Raw genomic sequence first — 20824 nt, 5'->3', positions numbered from 1 at the left:
CGGTCCCTGCCGATCCGAGCAAGCATGGGCCGCCGCCCCGCGACTCCAGGGGAGCTCCGCATGATGCATTGGCACGCCTACCAGTGGGTCGGCCCGGGGACCGACTGCGAGAACGAGGCCGAGCGGCGGCCGTCCTCGCCCGCCTTCTCCTCGTCGGTGCTGCCGCCGATGAGGACCGGCGACTGGCTGGCCAAGCCCGCCTCGCACGTCGCTGGAACGTTCCATGAGGTCGAGCAGGCGGTCGGCTGGCTGGCGGGGGAGTACGGCAAGGTACGCGACGCGCTGCGGCCCGAGGGGATCCCGCTCCACGAGCGGCTGGACACCGCCCGCGATCTGCTGTCCGGGGGCGTGGACGTGCAGTGGGGCGAATGGCTGCACGGCGGCCGGTTCGTCACGCTCGGAGTGATCTGCTGCCCCAACCGCCACGCCTCCCACCCATGCCCGCTCCGCCGGGGAACGGTCACCCAGGTCGTGCGGGGCCCACCTTGACGTCTGAGAGCGTCAACCCGGCCACGTCGCCGGCCACGTCCGCGCGCTGCACGTGGGCGAACGTGCTGTCCCTGATCGTGATGTCCCTCAAGGGCTGCTCGGGATACCCCCGCAGCAGGTACGCGCTGCGCGTCCGGTCGCTGCGCAGCCCTGCCACGTTGATGTTGCGGATGGGGGGCGGGTCGTCGCCGTTGTGGCCGTCGCCGTGGTAGAGGTCGATGGAGACGGCCTCCTTGGTCAGCTCGCTGATCTCGACGTCCTTGACGTAGACGTTCTCCACGTAGCCGCCCCGCACGGAGTTCGTCTTGATGTAGAGGCCGAAGTAGAGTCCGGGGCCGCCCCAGCGGCAGCGGCGGACGAAGACGTTGCGGATGCCGCCGGTGGTGTCCGTGCCGATGGCGACCGAGCCGTACCGGTAGCGCATGTCGCAGTCCTCGATCAGCACGTCCTCGCACGGCACCCCCACCCGCCGGCCGTCGGGACCGCGGCCGGCCTTGATGGCGATGCAGTCGTCGCCGACGTCGAAGACGCAGCCCGAGATCACCACGGAGCGGCAGCTCTCCGGGTCGCAGCCGTCGTTGTTGGGCCCGCGCGAGTAGATCGAGACGTTCCTGACCAGGACGTTCTCGCACCGTACCGGATGGATCTCCCACATGGGGGAGCGCACGATGCGCACACCCTCGACGAGCACGTTGCGGCACAGGTACGGCTGGATCATGTTCGGCCGCAGGTGGTGGCCCGCGCCGAACACGCGCTCCTCGACCGGCACCCCGTCCGCGGCCATCCGCTGCAACGCGGCCCAGTCGCCGGCCTCGTGCGGCATGCCCGGCTTCCAGCCGAAGGCCGGCGTGCCCACCCACCACCACCAGTGCTCGGGTCCGGCCCCGCCGTCGAGCGTCCCGGTGCCGGTGACGGCGATGTTCTCCTGGCCGTGGGCGTAGATGAAGGGGGAGTAGTTGTAGCACTCGATGGCCGAGAAGCGGGTGAAGACGGCCGGGAGGTAGTCGGCGGGATCGGTGCTGAACAGGATCGTCGCGCCCTCCCCCACGTGCAAATCCACGTTGCTGAGCAGGTGGATCGCGCCAGTAAGGTACGTGCCGGGCGGCACCCGCACGTGCCCGCCGCCCCTCTCGTGGCAGGCCTCGATCGCGGCCCGGAACGCCCCGGTCCACGTGCCCCCGCTCCCGAAGTCGGTGACGTCGAACCACCGGTCGGGGAACTCCGGCGGACGCACCCGGTCACGCAGCTCGTCCGCGTACCGCCAGGCCTCTTCCTCGTTCATGACACCTTCCTCGTGCGCAGCGCGTGGTGGAGGGGCAGGGCGATCACCCAGGACGGGTTCCACGTGTTCGCCTCGCCCTTGCGCTGCCAGTTGGTCTGGAAGAACCCCTCGCCCTGCTCCCCGGGCACGTCGAAGCCCCAGTCGCCGGGCTCCGTGCAGATGCCCTGGCCCATGGCGTGCAGGATCGTCTCGGCGCGTTCCACGTAGCGGGCCTCGCCGGTCATCAGGCCGAACTCCATCAGCTCGGACGTCGGGAAGAACACGTCGAGGTGGTGGTTCTGCACGCTGACCGCCGGCCAGCCGCACGCCTTGAAGCCGCGCCGCTCGAACGTGCTGCCCTCGTCGAACTCGGGCGACCACACGTAGACGAACGTCAGCAGCCAGTCGGCCGCCGTCTCCGCCCACCGCGCATAAGTCTCCCGCCCGGTGAGGCGGTAGAGCTCGAAGGCGGCCTGGAAGTAGTACATCCCGGCCTCCTTGTCCTCCCCGCTGGCGTCGAGGGTGGCGTGGGCGAAGGGCCGCTCGAACGTGGCCGCGTGCAGCCGGTGGTACTGGCCCAGCATCTCCTCAGCGCGCCGCAGCCACACCTTCTCGCCGCCCAGCCGGTACGCGCCCAGCAGGGCCTGCACGCACACCACCCCCGCCGCGGTGATCATGGGGGAGAACGGGACGCCGCCGGGCGTCCAGCCGAGCGGGACGATGCCGTCGGGCAGCCGGGTCCGCCAGAAGAACGCGGCGGCGTCCTCCACCGCCTCCTCCCAGGCCGGCGGCGCCGCCAGGCCCGCCTCGCGGAACCGCAGCGCGAGCTCGGCCAGGTCGGCGACCGTCTCGCCGTGGGCGCGGCTGGAGACGAAGCCGGCGCCGTCCTTGCGGAACGTCTCCCACCTGTCCTCGTCGAGCAGGTAGCGGCCGTGGCGCAACCCGCGTACGGAGGTCCGGCTGCCCTCGACGTAGAAGCCGGCGGCGCGGCGGGCGCGCCCGACCCGCTCCGGCTCGTCGCGGTCGAGGCCGAGTTCGGCGTCGCAGCGGGCCAGTTTCATGCACTGGCCCGTCCAGCCGTACAGGTAGGAGCGGGGCCTGCCCGGCCGGGTGCCGTCGTAGGCGAGGTAGCCGTCGCCCGCCCAGCGCGCGTCCATGGCGTTCGCCTTGAGCCGGACGATCTCGTCGCGGGACAGCGGCCTGGCGCCCCGGTCGTCGTAGAGGCGGGTGTGAACGAGTTTCGTGAAGCCGAGGCCGCGCGGCTCGACCGGGCCCCAGTCGAGGGTGTGGCGGGTGGTGACGGTCTCGCCGGGTGCCAGGTCGCGGTAGCCGAGGGGCCGGTCCGCCACCTCCGCCTTGCTGACGTAGCAGACGTCCGGCTTGCCGTCGAAGGCGATCACGCCGGTCATGGCCGCGACGGTGAGGCCCGGCGCCCGTACGACGCCGAGCGAGCCGTACGCGACCGTGCCGTCGTCGAGCCTGGTCGCCGTGGGGTGCGCGAACAGGCTGACGTAGCGGCCGTCCCAGGCGGCGTTGACGGCGGGGATGGGCAGGCGGTGCTCCTCGCCCACGAACCCCTCGCGGGGGACCTTCCTGCGCGGGTCGGATGAGGGGTTGCCGTTGTAGAGGACGCCGGGCATGGTGACGTGCGCGTCCGCGGTGGGGAGGGGCAGCAGGAGGCCGGCCGCCACGTCGGTGACCTCCTGATCGGCGTCGTTGCGCCAGGTGGTGGTGAGGGTGAGCAGGCCGCCGGGGGCGAAGGCCAGCTCGAGCCGGGCGCTCAGCGGCCCGAGCCCGGCCGTGACGACGACGGTCCCGCCCGCCGAACGTACGCGGACGGAGTCGCCGAAGGCGGGCTCGATGCGCCACGGACGGCCCGTGGAGGCGGTGAGCATGCCGCTCAGCGGGGCCCGCAGGTACGACCCGTCCATGTCGCGGCGGCGCAGCAGCATCTCGGGCCCGCCCGCGCCGGCCACCACCTCGACGACCTTCCCGCCCGGCTCCTCCACGGCCATGAGGACGTCCGCCGTCATGGGCGCCGCCGGATCCTGACGGCCTGGCCGACCGTCCCGGGCAGCGGCACCGCGATCGTCCCGCCGTCCAGCACCCCGAGCGGCGTGACGGTCATCTCCCACGTGTCGATCACCTCGACCTCGTACCGCCCCTCCGGCACCTCGTACGTCCTGTCGGGGAAGCGGTGCTCCCCGCAGTACTCGAGGTAGAACTCCCCGGGCACCTCCAGCATCGGAGCGTCCCGGTCCTGGTAGCGCGCCTCGTCCGGGGTCGCGGCGACGACCTGGCGCAGCAGCGCGAGCCTGGGCACGGCGGCGCCGGTGAGGGTGCCGCCGTCCTCCGACCAGGTCAGCCCGTCGTCGTCCACGTACGACTCGCCGTGCGTCAGGTGACGCCGCCGCACCGACCCGTCCCAGGCCATGGTGACGACCTTCTCGGGCGGCAGGCTCAGCGACGGGTCCTCGGCGTCCCCCTCGTACCCGCACGCGTCCATCAGCACCGGCTTGTGGTGGTCGCGCGTCGGCACCCACGCGTCGCGCGGGCTGGGCGCGCGGACGCTGCCGTGCGTGAACGTGCGCCGCCACAACAGCGGCGAGTCCGCGGGGACGGTGATCGACCGCGGATGGTGGCCGGGGTCCTCCTCGGCCACCAGGTCGGCCAGCCGCACCCAGTCGTGCTCGCTGAACGCCGGGAACCGCGAGGGGTCGGCGGCCAGCGACCACCACACGTTCGGATGCGCGGCCAGGCGGGGTACCACGTCCCGCACGTAGCGGGACGCGGTCTCGACGTCGGAGACGCCCTCGCCGGGGTGCATGAGGACCAGCTCGGCGGTCACGCCGATCCCGGCCAGCTCCGCCACCCGCTCCTCCAGCGCGTCCAGCGAGCAGCGGGTGGCGAACGCCGCCATCCGCACCCGGTCGAACGGCGACGACTCGAGCGTGGCGAGGGTGCGCGCCCGCCGCTTCTCGTCGTGCAGGTGCCAGCCGAGCGCGGTGGTCGCCATCGGCCCGATGTTCATCGGTCTCCCACTCTCGTCATCCGCAGCGCCAGGTACGGCCTGCGCGGCAGCCCGACCCGCACCCGTTCGCGGTGCACCCCGTCGACCGGGGTGATGGTCATGTTCCAGGTGTCGATCAGCTCGACCTCGTAGGCCTCGCCCGCCGGCAGGTCCACCGTGACCTGGGCCGGTTGCCGCCGGCCCAGGTAGCGCAGGAGGGTGCCGTCACGGCGCTGCTCCATGACCGTGCGCAGGAAGGCGATCCTGGCCGGGCTCTCGCCGTACAGGCCGCCGCCGTTGCCGATCCACGCGCGTTCCTGGAAGCCGGCCAGCGACTCGCCGTGGCCCACGTAGCCGCCGCGCGACATGCCTTCCCAGAACCGGTCCATCAGCTCCTGGGCGGTGACGTTGCCCCAGCGTTTGCCGATGTTCCCCTCGTAGGAGATCTCGTCGATCACGACGGGTTTGGGGCAGGCAGAAAGCCAGGCGTCCGTCGGGGTGGCGTCCCAGTGCTGGATGCTCTGGTGCGTGATCCACGGCTTGGTGAAGTCGTACAGCGACGCGACCTCGAACATGCGCGTCCCGTTGTGGATGGAGCGCAGGTGCTCGTACGGGTCGTGCCGCACGATCGTCCGGAGGATGTCGTCCCAGTCGGCCACGGTCTTCGACCGGTTGAAGTCGTACTCGTTGGCGGCCGACCACCACACGTTGCGGTAGGCGGCCAGGCGGGCGACGACGTAGCGCACGAAGGCGTGGTCGACCTCGCGGCCCATGTCCTGGAAACCGCGCACCCCGCCGTCGTACGGGTGGAAGAGGATCACGTCCGCCTCCACGCCGATGTCGCGCAGTTCGCGGACCCCGGCCTCCAGGTGGCGGAAGAACACCGGGTTGAACCGGGTCAGGTCCAGCCCGTCCGGGTCCTTCCCGGCGAACGGCACCTCCGGCGGCGCCATCGGCCCCGTCGGCAGCACGCACATGCGCAGCTTGTTGAACGGCGACGACTTGAGCGTCCGCAGCGTCTGGCGTTCCCGCTCCTCGTCCATGTCGTGCGTCCAGTGGTACGCGGTCGTGCCGAACGGCAGGTACGGCGTGCCGTCCGCGTATTCGAAGCCGGTGCCGGCGGCCCGCACGGGGCCGTGGTTGCCCGGGCCGGGCGGCCCCACGTCGAAGCCGCCCGAGCACCCGTCCAGCTCTTCCACGTTGCTGACAGTCGTGAACCGCCACGGGCCCACCGCGTCCGGCATGAACCGGACGCGGTAGACGCCGTCCCCGTCGTAGAAGCCGTCGGCCTCGACGACGCGGTTGCGGTACTGGTACCGGGCCGACAGGCGAACGTCCGCGAAGGGGTTGCCGCCGGTCGGTCCGGCCAGTTCGATCTCGTGGACGCCCCAGCGTTCCACGGTGGTGGAGAACGTCACCAGTCCTTGCCCGCTTCCGCCTGTGCCTTGATGTAGTTGGGGATGTCCTGCTGCTGGGAGAGGCTCAGCGCCTGGTCGGGCGTCCCGCCGTCCCGCAGGATGTGCTGGCGGTAGACCGACCACAGCGGCAGGTCCCAGTACTCGGTGTTCCGGTAGTTCGAGATCGCGGCGTTCTCGCCCCAGTAGACGGCCGAGGTGTCGATGCCGGCCAGCTCGGGGATGGCCTTGCCGAAGCTCTGCACGACCTTGTCGGTCTGCAGGACCGCCTTGACGCCGTGGCTGGACAGTTCGGTCTGGCCCTCCTCGGAGACCAGCCACTTCACGATCTGCAGCGCCTGTTCCTTCTTGGGCGAGGACGGCGGGACGAACGCGGCCCGCGTGTTCGGCTGGTAGGTCGTCTTGGACCCCCTCTTGAGCACCGGGATCGAGCTGACGCCGATGTCGACGCTCTTGGCCTGCTCGGCGAAGGACTCCTCGTCGCCGTCCTCGATGAACAGCTCGCTGCCGGCGTACATGTTCAGCCGTGACAGCGTGTCGACCGCCATGGCCAGGTGGCCCGGCTGGCTCATGTCGCCCTTGAAGAAGTCGGTGACGGTGGTGAAGTCGTTGCGCGGGATCTCCAGGAAGCGGTACAGGTTGTCGACGTACGTCTTCCAGGCGTCACTGCTGATGTCGACCTTGACGTCCTCGGGCGCGGGCTCCTCGCCCGTCGTCGGCAGGAACGGGTAGAGACCGGCCTGGTTGAAGTCCAGGTACTGGTCAGGGTGCTGCATGTAGCCCTTGTAGTGGTCCAGGCCGTCGTCCTTGGTCAGCTGCTTGGCCTTCTTGTACGCCTCGTCGTACGTCATGCCGGGCTCGGGATACTTCACCCTGAACTTGTCGAAGATCTTCTTGTTGTAGAGCAGCACGTGCTCGTCGATGAACAGCGGCACGCCGTAGATCCCGCCGTCGGAGCGCGACCTGGTCAGCTCCACCGCGGACTTGTTCAGCGTGTTCAGGTCGATGCCCGCCTTCTCGAGGTCGGGGGTGAGGTCGCCGACCCAGCCCATCGGCTCGAGGTCGCGGTCGATGCGGTTCTTCGGGTCCTCGATGATGATGTCCGGGGTGACCCCGGCGGCCTTGAGGTCCTCGTACCGCACGGGGTAGTCCCACGTCGCGTACTTGATCTTGACGTCGGGGAACGTCTCGCGCAGCTTGTTGCCGATGATCTCGTCGAAGACCCTGGTCGCAGCGCCCTGCTCACCCTCGACGGTCGACTCGAACGGCTTGTAGTTGACGGCGAAGATGAACAGCTCGTCGTCGCAGACGCTGAACGGCAGGTTGTACCTGTTGGGCACGTCCTTGCAGGCGGCCGACGGCTGCGGTGCGGCGTTCGCGGCGGCGGGGACGGCAGTGGTCACGGCGAGGGCGAGCGCGAGCAGCGCGAAGCCGCGGGACTTCTTCATGTGATCTCCCTGAGACTGTTTCGCAGGCCTATTTCGCGGGCGAGTAGCTGCACCGGCGCACGACGTTGCGCCGGACGCCGTTCTTGAACTCGGTGATCGTGTGCTCGGGCCAGTTGGACAGCAGGCCCACCGCGTCGCGGAGATACGGCTCGTTGAAGACCACGTGCCGAATGTTGTTGCGGTTGTAGGAATAGACCATGTGGATGAAGCCGTCGCCGCTCTGGGTCAGCACGGGATAGGTGAACTGCGGCCCCGACTGCGCCTCCACGTCGACGGAGTTCTCCCACGTGCGGCCCTTGTCGGGCGACAGCGACAGCCGCATGGGGGAGCGGTGCTCGACCCACGGGTTGTAGGCCAGCACGAGCTTGCCGTTGTCGAGCTTGAGCGCGGCGACGCGCGAGTTCGGGTTGCCGATGGGCTCGGCCACGGGCGCGCTCCACGTGCGCGCGAAGTCGGTCGAGTCGCTCGTGTAGATGGCGCCGTCGCCGGTGCGCATGTAGGCGCGCAGCCGTCCCGGCTCGACCTCCACGACGGTCGGCTGGATCGACCCCTCGGGCGTGCGGATCCAGCTGCCGTGCTCCTCCGGGTACGCCTTCCACGACGACATGTCCTCGCTGAAGACGTAGAAGCCGGAGCTGGAGCCGCCCTCGTCGTAGATGGGCAGCAGCACCTCGCCGTTGGACATGCGGATCGGGTTGGTGCCCACCATCCATCCCCACTCCTTGCGGATGGTGGTGGGATCGCTCCAGGTCCTGCCGCTGTCGTCCGAGGTGATCAGCCGGATCGGGGCCTGTTCCCAGCCGTGTCCCTCGATCGTCACGAAGAACAGGTGGAGCCGCTTGCCGTCCGACCACAGCACGGGGTTGCCGTCGGCCTTGTCGGGCTCGTCGAACACCACCTCGGGCGCGGACCAGGCGTGCTCGCCCGCAGCCAGCCGCGACATGTAGAGCGCCTGGTTCGGCGCCCCTTCCGTGGTGCCGCCGTAGTAGACGGTCAGCATGTCGCCGTTCGGCGCCTGCGCCAGCCCGGCCGCGTGCACCTTGGGGACGTCCGGGTCGGGCGCGGCGACGTCCTGGCGGCAGGCGTAGGAGCCGGTCGGCTCCACCCGTACGTCACCGTCACCGGCGCTCTCGCCGGTGCCGTTCGCCAGGTAGGAGGGGACCGCCACCGTCACCGCCAGAGCCCCGTATAACATGCTCTGCCGAAGTTTCATCACAGGCCAATCTCTTGATATTTGATGGTTTTCCGGAGGTAGGAGAAGGCGACGTCCACGCGCCCGTCCCCGCCGTCAATGACGCTCGGATAGGAGTAGCCGAGCTCGTTCTGCCAGTACTCGCGGTCGGAGTCCTGCAGGACCCGCCGGTACGGCCAGCTCTCGCCGCCGTCGTCCGACACCGCGAGCACCAGGGGCGTGCGCAGCGCCTTCTTGCGCTGCTTCCCGTTCTTGACCACCCACCTGTACTGCTCGCGCTCCAGGCTCGCGTCGTTGTAGACGAGCGCCAGCCGTCCGTCCCCGAGCTTCGTGAGCTGGACGGAGGAGTCGTTGTTCGGCAGGCCGGTCCGTTCCGGCGCCGACCACGCCCGGCCGTCGGCCGAGGTGGAGGCGTAGATCCGTCCCGCCCGCCGGTCGCGGTACATCGCCAGCAGCCGCCCGTCGGGCCGCTCGGCGACGGTCATCTGCACGAGGTCGCCGCTGTCGGGGACCGCGTGCTCGGCCCACGTGCGCCCGCCGTCGTCGCTGACCTCGACCACGCTGCGGTCGCCGGCCTTGCCGCAGTGGTAGGCGGGCAGCAGCCATGTCCCGTCGGCCAGGATGACCGGCGGGTGCCGGACGAAGATGCCCGGCTCGGCGAAGAGCACGTCCGGCTCGCTCCAGGTGCGGCCCGCGTCGGCCGACGTCCTGATGACGACGTGCGCCGTCGTCTGGTCGTACGGTTCGCTGGAGGTGTGCAGCAGCCGGATCAGCCCGTCGCCGCCGTCGAACAGCACCGGGTTCTGCTCGCTGCGCAGCGGGTCCGCGGCGACCAGCCGGGGGGTCTCCCAGCGCTCGCCGGCCAGCCGGGAGACGACCACGTTGGTGCCGGGAGCGCCCTCCTCGGGGCCGCTGAACCAGGTGCACAGCAGCTCGCCGTCCCGGGTGCGCAGCAGGTTGGCCGCGTGGTTGTCCGGTCCGTGCGGCGCGGGCAGCAGCGCCTCCCGCACGCCCGGCAGCGCGCCGGACGGGCGGATGACGCCGTCGAATCGGTTGTCGGTCATGCGGTCATCACCGGGTCCTCGCGCACGTCCGGGTCGGGGACGCCGCGCAACTCGAGTTCCTCTGCGAAATGGCAGGCGACGCGGCGCCCTCCGACCTCGCGCAGCGGCGGCGGGTCCGTGCGGCACACGTCCTTGGCGTACACGCAGCGCGGGTGGAAGGGGCAGCCGGGCGGCACGTGCGCCGGGTCGGCGATGTCGCCGAGCAGCTTGATGCGCTCGCGGCGCTTCCTGGCCGCCGGGTCGGGGTCGGGCACCGCCGACAGCAGCGCCTCGGTGTAGGGGTGGAGGGGGCGTCCGTAGAGCTCGCCGGTCGGGCCCTGCTCGACGACCTTGCCGAGGTACATCACCGCGACGACGTCGGCGACGTGCTCGATGATGCCGAGGTCGTGGCTGACGAACAGGAAGCCGATGCCCGACTCCTCCTGCAGATCGGTCAGCAGGTTGAGGATCTGCGCGCGGACCGACACGTCGAGCGCGCTCACCGCCTCGTCGGCGACGACCAGCCGGGGCGACAGGGCCAGCGCCCGCGCGATCCCGACCCGCTGGCGCTCGCCGCCGCTGAAGGCGTGCGGGTAGCGGTTGGCGTACTCGGGGCGCAGGCCGACGCGGTCGAGCAGTTCGCCGACGCGGGCGTGGATCTCCTCCTTGGCGCCGTACCGGTGCGCCCGCATCGGCTCGCCGATGATCTCGCGCAGCGTCTTGCGGGGGTTGAGCGACGAGTGCGGGTCCTGGAAGATCATCCGCACCTGCCCCCTGTACGGCTTGAGCTCCTTCTCGCTCAGCCCCGCCACGTCGACCACCGAGCCGTCCGGCCGCCGGTAGAGCATGCGCCCGCCGGTGGGGTCGTGCGCCCGCACGATGCACCGGCCCAGCGTGGTCTTGCCGCAGCCGGACTCCCCGACCAGCCCGAGCGTGGTGCCCTCCTCGATGGTCAGATCCACCGCGTCCACGGCCTTGACCGCGCCCACCTGCCGGCCGAGCAGGCCGGTGCGGATGGGGAAGTGCTTGGTCAGCCCTTCGATCTTGAGCAGGGGTTCCGTGCTCATGGACGCTCCTCCTGCTCGTCGTCGTAGAGGAGGCAGGAGACCTCGCGGTCGCCCACCGGGATGCGGCTCGGGGTCACGGTGTCGCACCGTCCGGTCATGGCGCTGTCGCAGCGCGGGTGGAACGTGCAGCCGGCCGGCCGCGCGAACGGCGGCGGCACCATGCCCTTGATCGCCGCCAGCCGGGTCCGCGAGGCGCGCCCGAGCCGGGGCATCGAGCGCAGCAGCGCCTGCGCGTACGGATGGCGGGGAGCGGAGAGCACCTGCTCGGCGGCGCCGTACTCGACCACCCGGCCCAGGTACATGACCGCCATCCGGTCGGCCACCTGCGCGGCCACGCCGAGGTCGTGCGTGATCATCATGATCGCCATGCCGAACTCCGCCTGCAGGTCCCGGAGCAGTTCCAGGATCTGAGCCTGGGTGGTCACGTCCAGCGCGGTCGTCGGCTCGTCGGCGATGAGCAGGCTCGGGCGGCACGACAGCGCCATCGCGATCATCGCCCGCTGCCGCATGCCGCCGCTCAGCTCGAACGGGTAGGCGTCGACGCGGCGCCGCGGTTTGGGGATGCCGACGCGGTCGAGCATGTCGATCGCCCGCTCGCGCGCCTCGGCCTTGCCGACGTTCTCGTGCAGCCGGACCGCCTCGACGATCTGGCTGCCGATGGTGTGCACCAGGCTCAGCGAGGCCATCGGCTCCTGGAACACCATCGCGATGTCCCGCCAGCGGACCTGCCGGAGCAGCCGCTTGTCCGCCCCGACCAGCTCGACGGGTCCGTCCTCGCGGTGCAGCGTGATCCGCCCGCCCTCGATCTGCCCCGGCGGGTCCACCAGGCGCAGGATCGAGCGGGCCATGACGCTCTTGCCGCAGCCGGACTCGCCGACGATGGCCAGCGTCTCGCCCTTGCGGACGCGCAGGTCCACACCGTCCACCGCGCACACCACACCGTCGTCGAGCAGGAAGTGGGTACGCAGGTCCTCGATCTCAAGCAGCACGTCGTCTTCGGGCACGCCTGCTCACCTTCCTGTCGCCGTGTTGATGGTCGCGCTCGCTCGCCGCCCCGCGCGGCCACGCCAGAAGGGTTTCTTCCTCCGGGCCCGGCCCGCCGAGCCGTACGGGTCGGCCGCGTCTCTCAGGCCGTCGCCGAAGAAGTTCATGGCGACCACGACGACCACCACCGCGACGCCCGGCGCCAGCAGCCACGGCGCGTTCGCGACGACGCGCACGTTCTGCGCGCCCTCCAGCAGCACGCCCCAGCTCACCGCCGGCGCCTGCAGCCCCAGGCCGAGGAAGCTCAGGCTGGTCTCGCCAAGGATCATGGCCGGGATGGCCAGCGACAGCGAGGCGATGATGTGGCTGGCGAACGACGGGATCATGTGCCGGAAGATGATCGACAGCCGGCCGACGCCGTCCAGCCGGGCGGCCGTGACGAAGTCCTCCTCGCGCAGCGACAGGAAACGCCCGCGCACGTCTCTGGCCAGCCCGGTCCACCCGATCAGCGACAGCAGCACCGTGATGGCGAAATATCGGGTCAGCGGCCCCCAGTCCGTGGGGAGCGCGGCCGACAACGCCATCCACAGGGGCAGCGTCGGGATCGCCATCAGGAACTCGATGACCCGCTGCACGACGTTGTCGACGCCGCCTCCGAAATATCCGGAAATGCCGCCTATAAGCATGCCGAGTAAGAAGCTGGCGGCGACCCCGACCAGCCCGATCGACAACGACACCCGGGCGCCGTGGATGAGCCTGGACAGCAGGTCCCGGCCGTTCTCGTCGGAGCCCAGCAGGAAGAACTGCTCGCCCTTGGTCACGGGGCCGATCAGGTGGATGTCGGACGGGATCAGGCCGAGCAGCTTGTACTCGTCGCCGTGCACGAACAGCCCCACCTCGATCACCTGGGTGGGATCCTCGGTGTAGGTCTGCGCGTACGTCGTCGCGTCGCGTTCGGTCGTGTACCCGTAGACGTGCAGGCCGTGCTCACCCGAATACCGCACCACCTGCGGCGGCGCGTACGTCATCGACGTGTTCGCCGTCGAGCTGGACATCGGCGCGAAGAACTCCGCGAAGATCGCCACGAAGTACACCGGGATCAGGATCGCCGCGCCGGCCATCGCGAGCCGGTGCCGGCGGAACTGCCGCCACATCAGCCGCCACTGCGGCAGCGTCCCTACTTCCTTGGTCGGTCGCCTGAGGAACATGTGGCGCTACTCTCTCTTGTACCGTTTGCGAATTCGCGGGTCCCACCACGCCAGCGCCAGGTCGCTCACCACGGTGCCGACCACGGTCAGCGTGCTGAGGATCATGATGAAGCTGCCGACCAGGTACATGTCCTGGCTCATGACCCCGCTGAGCAGCAGCGGGCCCCCTGTCGGCAGGCTCATGACGACCGACACGATGGTCTCCCCGCCGATCAGCCCCGGGAGCAGCCAGCCCACCGTGCTGAAGAACGGGCTGAGCGACATCCGCACCGGGTACTTCAGCAGCAGCTTCCACTCCGGCAGCCCCTTGGCCCTGGCCGTGTGCACGTAGGGCCGGTAGAGCTCGTCGAGCAGGTTCGCCCTGGTCACCCGGATCATGCCGGCCGTGCCGGACACCCCGATGACCAGGATCGGCACCCACAGGTGTCCCATCAGGTCCAGGACCTTGCCCAGGTTCCAGGCCGCGTCCTGGAACTCCGGTGAGAACAGGCCGCCCACGCTCGCCCCGAAGAAGCGGAACCCGATGTACATGAGGACCAGCGCCAGCATGAACTCGGGGACCGCCATCCCGATGAAGCCGAGGAAGGAGAATCCGTAGTCACCCCAGGAGTACTGCTTGACCGCGCTGTAGATCCCGATGGGGAACGCGATCGCCCAGACCATGAGCAGGGAGCTGATCGACAGGATCGCCGAGAGCGCCACCCGCTCGCCGATGAGCGTGGCGACCGGCTGATTCCAGGCAAACGATTGACCGAAGTCGCCGTGGAGGAGGATGGCGGTGATCCAGCGCCAGTACTGGACGAAGATCGGATCGTCCAGGCCGTAGCGCAGCCTGAGGTTCACGATCTCCGCCGGAGTGAGGCCCTCGCCGCCCGCCTGCGCGTTCGCGATCAGCGTCGAGACATAGTCGCCCGGCGGCAGGTTGATGATGACGAAGGCGGCGATCGAGATCGCCCACAGCGTCACCACCACGTACAGCAGGCGGCGGCCGAAATAACCCAGCATGCCGGCGCCTCAGAAGGAGTACTGCTCGGGCTGGGTCGGCCCGGGGTTCACGGGACAGACGGACATGGAGTCGGGCACGTTCTTGACATCGTTGGAGACGATGCCGTACTCGTCGGGGTGCGAGCTGATGCCGATCGCGTAGAACTGGTCCTTGGAGATCCGCACGACCTCCTTGGCGTGCTCCAGCGCCTTGTTGACGTCCGGCTCGGTGCGCATCGCGGTGAACGCGTCGAGTTGCTTGCGCACCTCCGCCGGCGGCTCGTCACCGTTCTTGCCCTTGCTGCCGTACCACAGGGCCCAGCGGATGGCGTAGCGGGCGCTGCCCGAGTTGCTCGGCACGTAGTAGTGGCTGCCGCCGGTGCCGGTGATCACGTCGAAGTCGCTGCACGTGAACGTGGACGCCTGCGGGTTGTTGCCCATCGTGCGCTCGGTGAACAGCGTGTCCGAGACCGGATCGACGCGCAGGCTGATCCCGACCGCCTCCCAGTGCTTCTTGACGAACTCCAGCGCCTGGACGTGGTGCGGGAACTCCGCGCTGGTCATGACGGTGATGATCAGCGGCTTGCCGTCGGGGCCCAGCCGCCTGCCGCCGGCGTCCTTCTTCGTCAGCCCGGCCTTGTCCAGGTACTCGCCCGCCTTGGCGACGTCGTACTCGGTGTACTGCTTGGCGAACTCCGCGTCGTAGACGGCGTTGTTCTTGGACGGCGCGGCCTGCCAGGGCTCGCCCTGCCCCGCGTACACGCCGTCGATGATCTCCTTGCGGTTGATCGCGTACGACAGCCCGATCCGGAAGTCCTTCTTCTGGAACAACTCGCGCAGGTCGTCGTCGCCGATCGTCTGGTTGAACTGGATGATCATCGTGTTGCTCAGCCGGCTCGGCACGTTGAACAGCCGGTACTTGCCCTTCCCTGCGTTCTGCGCGACCAGCGGCTTGTTCTCCGGCGTGTTGAAGTTGCGGAGCTGCATGTGGATCTCGCCGTTCATGATCTTCAGCAGCTCCACCTCGACGTCGCCGAGGAGATCCGACCTGAACCGGTCGATGTAGGGAAGCTGGCGCCCCTGGTCGTCGACCTTCCAGTAGTACGGGTTCCGCTCGGCCACCACCGCCGTGCCGTCACCGATCGCGGTGGTGATCTTCCACGGGTGCAGCGTGGGGATGTCGGCGTTGTGCGCCCAGTCGTTCTTCTGCATGAACAACTGGGTCCAGTCCTCGAACTGCTGGTCCTTGGCGAGCTTGTCGGCGTCCGGGTTGTACTTCTTGTGGAACTGCTTGAGGTAGTGCTTGGGCAGCAGGAGACCGGTGGCTCCGCCACGCTCGAACGTGGCGACCGCGATCTGGAACAGCAGGCCCGCCTTCGGCTCCTTGTAGACGTAGCGGACCGTCCGCTCGTCCACCTTCTCCACCTTGACCAGCTGGTCCGTGGTGCCGTTCTCCAGGAAGAGGTCGTAGACGCCGGTCGTGTGCAGGCCTTTGTAGACGGTCACGTCCTCGAAGGCGAACAGCAGGTCGTCGGCCGTGCAGGGCTGCCCGTCGGACCACTTCAGGCCGTCGCGCAGCCGGAAGACGTACTCCCGGCCGTCGCCCTTGACCTCGAACTCGACCACGTTGGGGATGATGTCGCCCGGGCCCTTCTGGCCGTTGGTGCCGGGCCTGAGCCGGACGAGGGGCTCGTAGGCGAGGGTGTAGATCAGCCAGTCCCAGTCGTCCTCGCCCACCATGGCCGAATTCCACGTGCCGCCGTAGTTGCCGGGCTCCTTCAGCGGCTTGACCACCAGGGGGTTCTTCGGCAGGCGCTCGGCGAGCGGCGGCAGCTTGCCGTTCTTGACCAGCTCGGCCAGCGCGGGGGCCTCCTTGGCCGACGAATCGACCGCCTGCGCGACCTTGCCCCCCGTGTCGGGGCTGGTGTCGAAGAAGCCGCATCCACTGGCGGACGCCAGCAGCAGGAAGCCTCCGCCGGCGAGCAGACCCCTCCTCGTCAACGGTTGTGGTGTCATGAGCATGCTCCTGTCTTGTCAGCCATTGATCTTCACGAGGCTGAACTGCGCCGTGGTGTAGTTGCGGACGGCGATCGCCTCCTGGTTCCCGTCGACCGCGAGGCCGATGTAGAACCGGCCGCTGCGCATCGCGATGCGCTCGTAGCCGATGCGGTCCCAGTTCAGCGAGTTGTCGGAGAGGAAGGCCTCGAACTCGTTGTCACCGGTCGGCAGGCTCCGGCAGACCAGGCGCAGCCAGTACGGCTTCACGCTCAGCGGATCCTCGCCGTCGTACGGCCAGAGGCCGACGCTGGGCTCCTTGCCGTTCGAGGCGACCCTGATGGCCTTGGCGCGCAGGCCGGCGCCGTCGTCGCCGCTCGCGGAGTAACCGATGCCGGCCATCATGAACGGCGAGTTCGGCGCGAGGTCCTGGCGCACCATGACGCCCGCCACGGCGTCGATGTGACCGGTGCTGATGTTGTCCAGCCGCGCGGTGATCTCGACGACCTGCCCCCGCTTGGTGAACCCGACCGCCTGGTGGGCGAAGTGGAAGGAGTCCTTCCAGCCGGCGATCTTCCCTGATCCCTTCAGCGTGAGCACGCCGTCCTTCAGCGCCGTGCTCCCGGGGATGGGCACCTCGCCGATGTCCTGCGCCTTCCACGGCTTGTGCGTCCTGGTGCGGGTGACGTGGATCGGCACCAGCGACGAGGTGGTCGCCGACCCCGTGCTGTCGGTCGCGCGGGCCGTCAGGCAGTAGGTGCCGTCGGCCGCGTCCGCCCAGGTCACCTGGTACGGCGCCGCGGTGGCCTCGCCGATCTTCTTGTCGCCGTGGAAGAACTCGACCGTGGCGATGGACGCGCCGTCCAGGGCCTTGGCGTCGGCCTCGACCACGATGGACTGCTTGTCCTGGGCGGCCGCGAACACCTGGTCGGCCTTGGGGGAGAGGATCGCCACCTGGGGGTTGCGGGCCCCGGCCCGCTGGATGGAGTTCAGGTAGCGCTCCAGGTTCGTGTACCCGCTGCCGTCCACCGTCTTGGCGTCGTCGGCGTTCTGCGGGTCCAGCCCCTGCGCGGTCTCCCAGTCGTCCGGCATGCCGTCGTGATCGCTGTCGGCGGGAGCGGGCACCTCGGACGGCAGCGGCAGCCGGCCGCCCACGTCCTTCTGCGAGTTGATGTGCCGCCCCGTGCCGGTGCGCGCCTCGTTGACCACCCGGGCGTCGACGGCGTCCCGCCGCGGCAGGGTGGCTCCGGCCTGCTCCAGGACCGTGGCGTACGCCTGCGCCGGGGTCTGCTCCGTGATCCCGTTCTCGAACTCCACCGGCCTGGGCAGCAGCGTGATGCCGCCGGCCGGAAAGGTGATGCCGAGCGTGTTGTCGGCCGTGATGTCGTCGTGGCCCTCGACCGTGTTGCCGCTGACGTGCCACTGGCCGAACCGGCCGGGCGCCACGATGGTCCTGGCGATCGGGGGCCGCGTGTTCGGGCCGGGCTTGTAGTAGTTGCCGACGATGTTGATGCCGTTGGACCACTCGCCGCCGTAGCAGGACGTGATGCCGGGGTTGTAGATCACGTTGTTGCGGTGGTCCACGACCAGGCTCATGCCTTCGGTGAAGCTGAAGCGCGGGTTGCGGCCGTTCTCGTGGACGAGCAGGTTGTGGTGGTAGGTGATGGTGTCGCCGCCCCACAGGCCGCCCATGCCGTGGCGGCCCTTGGGGTGCACCGAGTTCACCAGGCCCTCGGAGATGATGCACCACTGGACGGTCACGTTGGTGTTGCCGTAGACGGAGAAGCACTCGTCCACGCCCCAGCTGAACGAGCAGTGGTCGATGATGAGGTCCCGCACGCCGCGGGCGCCGAAGGTGTCGATGGCGGTGCCGAGCTCGTCGCCGCCGCGGAAGCGCAGGTGGCGCAGGATGATGTTGTCGCCCTTGATCTGCGTCTCGTTGCCGGTGATGGTGACGCCGTGGCCGGGAGCGGTCTGGCCGGCGATGGTGAGGTTGGAGCCGGTGATGTCGAGCCCGCCCTTGATGCGGATGTCACCGGCGACCCGGAAGACGATCGTCCCGTCGGACTTCGCGACCGCCTCGCGTAACGAGCCGGGGCCGTCGTCGTCAAGGGTGGTCACCTCGTACACGGCGCCGCCCCGGCCGCCGGTGGTGTACATCCCGGCCCCCTCGGCGCCGGGGAAGGCGGGCACACCCTTGGCCCGCTCTTTCGCCTCGACCGTGGGGGTGGGGCTCGGGCTCGGCTTCGCCGCCACGCTCGATGTGCTCGCCCACGCCACGGCGGGTGGGGCCAACGCCGCGGTTCGCACGAAAGCCCGGCGGCTGAATGGTGATTGATGGCGATCGAAGCCAAGGGCCTCGGTCATGCGAAACGCTCTCTTTCCGCCCCGAATAGACAGGGCTGTGCCGTCTTTCGGCACGACTCCGGAACCACGCTGGCGCTTGTTGAGAATTTTTATTCAGGCATGAATGGAGTGGATTCATCACATCGTGAACGACACGGTTGTGGCTGTCAAGAGTGGTTACGTACGCGGATGAAACAGTCAGTTAACAGACCCGTCACGGCGTCCTGGGAGCGCAGACGGCGAAGGCCGCCGGGCCAGATGCCCGGCGGCCTTCGCGCACGTGAGAGCCCCAGGGCGGGATCCGCCCAGGGGAGCGGGGGGTCAGTCCTTGAGCAGCTGCTCGGCCACGCCCACGTCCGTGATCAGGGTGTTCACCCAGCCGCCCCTGAGCGCCGCGCGGATGGCGGCCGCCTTGCGGCGACCCCCGGCGATCGCGATGCGCCGGGGCACCCGCAGCAGGTCGGTGGCCGGGATGCCCAGGATGCGCCGCTCCAGCGGCGAGTCGATCAGGCGACCCTCGGCGTCGAAGAACCGCAGGCACACGTCGCCCACCGCGCCCAGACCGCGCAGCGTCTCCAACTCCTCCTCGTCGATGGCGTTGCCGCTGTCACGCAGCAACGGCGACGGGTCGAGGCTGCCGATGCCGACCAGCACGGTCGTCAGCCGCGACCACGCGTCGACGACCTGCCGCACCACATGGTCCTCCGACAGCGCCTGGCGCGCCTCCGGCGTGCCGACCAGGCCGGGAGCGGGCAGGAACACCGGTTCGGCGCCCGTCAGATCGGCCAGGTGGGCGGCCAGCCGGGTGGCCTGCACCTGCGCCGACCCCTTGCCCACGCCGCCGATGAGCTGCACGACCTCCTCGGCCACCCGCACCGGACGGCGCTGCATCGCCTCGACCGTGGCCAGCAGGCTGGCGCTCCACGACGAGATGCCGAGGTGCTCGCCGCCGATGAGGGTGGCGTCGAGGTGGGTCGCCCCGGCCGAACCCAGCGCGGCCACCACGTCGTGGTTGTCACCCGCGGCGTCCACCACGATGATCTGCTCCACGCCGTATTTGCGTTCGAGGTCCTCCTCCAGCAGCGCGTGCACGCCGCTGGGCACCACGACGACCGTGCGCACGATGCCGATCTCCGCGGCCTCCTTGAGCAGCCGGGACACCCGCGGCTGCGAGATGCGCAGCTGGGCGGCGATCTGCGGCTGGCGTACGCCGTGCTCGTGGTAGAGGCGCGCGACCCGCACCAGCAGCCGCATGCGCTCGGACTCCTGGCTGAGCCGGCGCCCGGTGTATCTCACGGGCTCACCGCCGGCGCGGCTCTTCTCGAACTGACTGTCAGCTCCCACGATCGCTGGCCTCCGCTTCGGCTCCGCCGCTCCTGCTGGTCCGGTGGCGAGCCCGGGCCACTGCTGAGTGCCATTCTGCTAGGGCGCGGCGGCGCTCGCACACCGGAAGGCCGGGCGTGTAGCACCGGCCGTGGCGGGGCAGCCCGGACAGCTCCCGGCGGGACCATACACCGGACACCACCCCGGCCAGGTATGCGGCCCCCAGCGCGGACAGCTCGGGCCGCCGCGCCACCCGCACCGGGCGCCCGGTCACGTCGGCCTGCCACTGCATGAGGTCGGCGTTGGCGGTGGGACCCCCGTCGGCCAGCAGCTCGTCCACCGGGCCCGCCGCCCGCTCCAGGGCCGCCACGACATCGCCGACCTGCAGCGCGATCGAGTCGACCGCCGCCCTCGCGAGGTCCTCCCTGCCGCTGCCCAGGCCGAACCCCGTCATGACCGCCACCGCCTGGTCATCCCACCACGGCGCGCCGAGTCCGCCGAACGCCGGCACGAGGTGCACCGCGCCCCTGCGTCCCCGGGTCGCCAGCCGCGCCAGCTCCTCCGGCTCCGTGCCGAGCACCCCGGCCAGCCAGGTGATCGTCGCCCCGGCGGACAGGATGTTGCCCTCCAGCGCGTACGCGGGCGCCTCGTCCTGCCAGCCGATGGTCAGGCACAGCCCCTCGTCCCCGCCGGTTCCCGGGTCGGCCAGCCCCATCACCGAGGAGCCCGTGCCGTACGTGACCTTGACCCGTCCCGGGCGGCCCGCCGCGTGCGCGAACAGGGCGGCGTGCGAGTCGCCGAGCACCGCGCCGACCGGCACGCCGGCCAGGGACGGGTGCAGCGCGGCGGCGTCGGCGTGCGCCCCGGCGGAGGGCACGATCCGGGGCAGCGTCTCCTCGGGGATCCCGAACAACTCCAGCAGGTCCGGGCTCCAGCGGCGGGCCCGCACGTCCAGCAGCTGGGTACGCGAGGCGCTGCCGACCTCGATCACGTGCCCGGCGCCCAGCCTGGACAGCAGCCACGAGTCGACCGTGCCCAGGCAGAGGCCGCCCACCCGAC

At 70.1% G+C, this 20824-nt stretch carries 16 protein-coding genes; 1 reads left to right on the top strand and 15 read right to left on the bottom strand.

Annotated elements, in window-relative coordinates:
• Positions 1–60: 60 nt before the first annotated feature.
• Complete coding sequence (locus E1292_RS05845; protein WP_132592772.1) at positions 61–489, top strand: hypothetical protein; 429 nt, start codon at positions 61–63, stop codon at positions 487–489.
• Here E1292_RS05845 and E1292_RS05840 read toward each other — a convergent pair.
• The 15 genes from E1292_RS05840 to E1292_RS05770 form a co-directional block, all read right to left on the bottom strand.
• Positions 461–1771 carry a glycoside hydrolase family 28 protein gene (locus E1292_RS05840; RefSeq protein WP_132592770.1) on the bottom strand — a complete coding sequence of 437 codons (1311 nt, stop codon included), beginning with the start codon at positions 1769–1771 and terminating at the stop codon, positions 461–463. The two genes, E1292_RS05845 and E1292_RS05840, sit on opposite strands and share 29 nt — an antisense overlap.
• On the bottom strand, positions 1768–3783 hold the full coding sequence (locus tag E1292_RS05835) for an AGE family epimerase/isomerase (RefSeq protein ID WP_220446678.1): 2016 nt from the start codon (positions 3781–3783) through the stop codon (positions 1768–1770). The genes E1292_RS05840 and E1292_RS05835 overlap by 4 nt, the downstream gene beginning before the upstream one ends.
• Positions 3780–4781, bottom strand: a complete 1002-nt coding sequence (locus E1292_RS05830) for a DUF5605 domain-containing protein (RefSeq protein WP_132592768.1) — start codon at positions 4779–4781, stop codon at positions 3780–3782. Before E1292_RS05830 ends, E1292_RS05835 begins: the two co-directional genes overlap by 4 nt.
• Entirely contained in the window at positions 4778–6178 is a 1401-nt protein-coding gene (locus E1292_RS05825; RefSeq protein ID WP_132592766.1) for a DUF5060 domain-containing protein, read from the bottom strand. Before E1292_RS05825 ends, E1292_RS05830 begins: the two co-directional genes overlap by 4 nt.
• Positions 6175–7623, bottom strand: coding sequence for an ABC transporter substrate-binding protein (locus tag E1292_RS05820; protein WP_132592764.1), 1449 nt, complete (start codon positions 7621–7623; stop codon positions 6175–6177). The genes E1292_RS05825 and E1292_RS05820 overlap by 4 nt, the downstream gene beginning before the upstream one ends.
• A gap of 28 nt (positions 7624–7651) precedes the next feature.
• Positions 7652–8818, bottom strand: a complete 1167-nt coding sequence (locus E1292_RS05815; RefSeq protein ID WP_165974404.1) for a sialidase family protein — start codon at positions 8816–8818, stop codon at positions 7652–7654.
• 17 nt (positions 8819–8835) lie between these two features.
• Positions 8836–9879, bottom strand: coding sequence for a sialidase family protein (locus tag E1292_RS05810; RefSeq protein ID WP_132592760.1), 1044 nt, complete (start codon positions 9877–9879; stop codon positions 8836–8838).
• Positions 9876–10925 carry an ABC transporter ATP-binding protein gene (locus E1292_RS05805; protein ID WP_132592758.1) on the bottom strand — a complete coding sequence of 350 codons (1050 nt, stop codon included), beginning with the start codon at positions 10923–10925 and terminating at the stop codon, positions 9876–9878. The genes E1292_RS05810 and E1292_RS05805 overlap by 4 nt, the downstream gene beginning before the upstream one ends.
• On the bottom strand, positions 10922–11929 hold the full coding sequence (locus tag E1292_RS05800) for an ABC transporter ATP-binding protein (protein WP_132592756.1): 1008 nt from the start codon (positions 11927–11929) through the stop codon (positions 10922–10924). Before E1292_RS05800 ends, E1292_RS05805 begins: the two co-directional genes overlap by 4 nt.
• 6 nt (positions 11930–11935) lie before the next feature.
• Positions 11936–13117 carry an ABC transporter permease gene (locus tag E1292_RS05795; RefSeq protein WP_132592754.1) on the bottom strand — a complete coding sequence of 394 codons (1182 nt, stop codon included), beginning with the start codon at positions 13115–13117 and terminating at the stop codon, positions 11936–11938.
• A 6-nt stretch (positions 13118–13123) separates the two neighbouring features.
• Positions 13124–14122: an ABC transporter permease gene (locus E1292_RS05790; RefSeq protein WP_132592752.1), complete on the bottom strand. Its 999-nt coding sequence runs from the start codon at positions 14120–14122 to the stop codon at positions 13124–13126.
• A gap of 9 nt (positions 14123–14131) precedes the next feature.
• Positions 14132–16117, bottom strand: coding sequence for an ABC transporter substrate-binding protein (locus E1292_RS05785; protein ID WP_165974403.1), 1986 nt, complete (start codon positions 16115–16117; stop codon positions 14132–14134).
• Positions 16118–16135: 18 nt separating this feature from the next.
• On the bottom strand, positions 16136–18352 hold the full coding sequence (locus tag E1292_RS05780) for an Ig-like domain-containing protein (protein WP_132592748.1): 2217 nt from the start codon (positions 18350–18352) through the stop codon (positions 16136–16138).
• Between the two features lie 411 nt (positions 18353–18763).
• Positions 18764–19738, bottom strand: a complete 975-nt coding sequence (locus tag E1292_RS05775) for a sugar-binding transcriptional regulator (RefSeq protein WP_246089953.1) — start codon at positions 19736–19738, stop codon at positions 18764–18766.
• Positions 19739–19775: 37 nt separating this feature from the next.
• Positions 19776–20824 (bottom strand): FGGY-family carbohydrate kinase (locus E1292_RS05770; protein WP_220446677.1); only part of this gene is annotated, 1049 nt, incomplete at its 5' end.

It is taken from the genome of Nonomuraea deserti, from assembly GCF_004348685.1.
GTDB classification, from domain to species: domain Bacteria; phylum Actinomycetota; class Actinomycetes; order Streptosporangiales; family Streptosporangiaceae; genus Nonomuraea; species Nonomuraea deserti.
Note: the sequence above shows the minus strand (reverse complement) of the source record. Positions and strands in the feature narration are given on the sequence as shown.

Coding starts and splice junctions, on each gene's coding strand:
- E1292_RS05845 (WP_132592772.1), top strand. CDS start 61: ATGATGCATTGGCACGCCTACCAGTGGGTCGGCCCGGGGACCGACTGC.
- E1292_RS05840 (WP_132592770.1), bottom strand. CDS start 1,771: ATGAACGAGGAAGAGGCCTGGCGGTACGCGGACGAGCTGCGTGACCGG.
- E1292_RS05835 (WP_220446678.1), bottom strand. CDS start 3,783: ATGACGGCGGACGTCCTCATGGCCGTGGAGGAGCCGGGCGGGAAGGTC.
- E1292_RS05830 (WP_132592768.1), bottom strand. CDS start 4,781: ATGAACATCGGGCCGATGGCGACCACCGCGCTCGGCTGGCACCTGCAC.
- E1292_RS05820 (WP_132592764.1), bottom strand. CDS start 7,623: ATGAAGAAGTCCCGCGGCTTCGCGCTGCTCGCGCTCGCCCTCGCCGTG.
- E1292_RS05815 (WP_165974404.1), bottom strand. CDS start 8,818: ATGTTATACGGGGCTCTGGCGGTGACGGTGGCGGTCCCCTCCTACCTG.
- E1292_RS05810 (WP_132592760.1), bottom strand. CDS start 9,879: ATGACCGACAACCGATTCGACGGCGTCATCCGCCCGTCCGGCGCGCTG.
- E1292_RS05805 (WP_132592758.1), bottom strand. CDS start 10,925: ATGAGCACGGAACCCCTGCTCAAGATCGAAGGGCTGACCAAGCACTTC.
- E1292_RS05795 (WP_132592754.1), bottom strand. CDS start 13,117: ATGTTCCTCAGGCGACCGACCAAGGAAGTAGGGACGCTGCCGCAGTGG.
- E1292_RS05790 (WP_132592752.1), bottom strand. CDS start 14,122: ATGCTGGGTTATTTCGGCCGCCGCCTGCTGTACGTGGTGGTGACGCTG.
- E1292_RS05785 (WP_165974403.1), bottom strand. CDS start 16,117: ATGACACCACAACCGTTGACGAGGAGGGGTCTGCTCGCCGGCGGAGGC.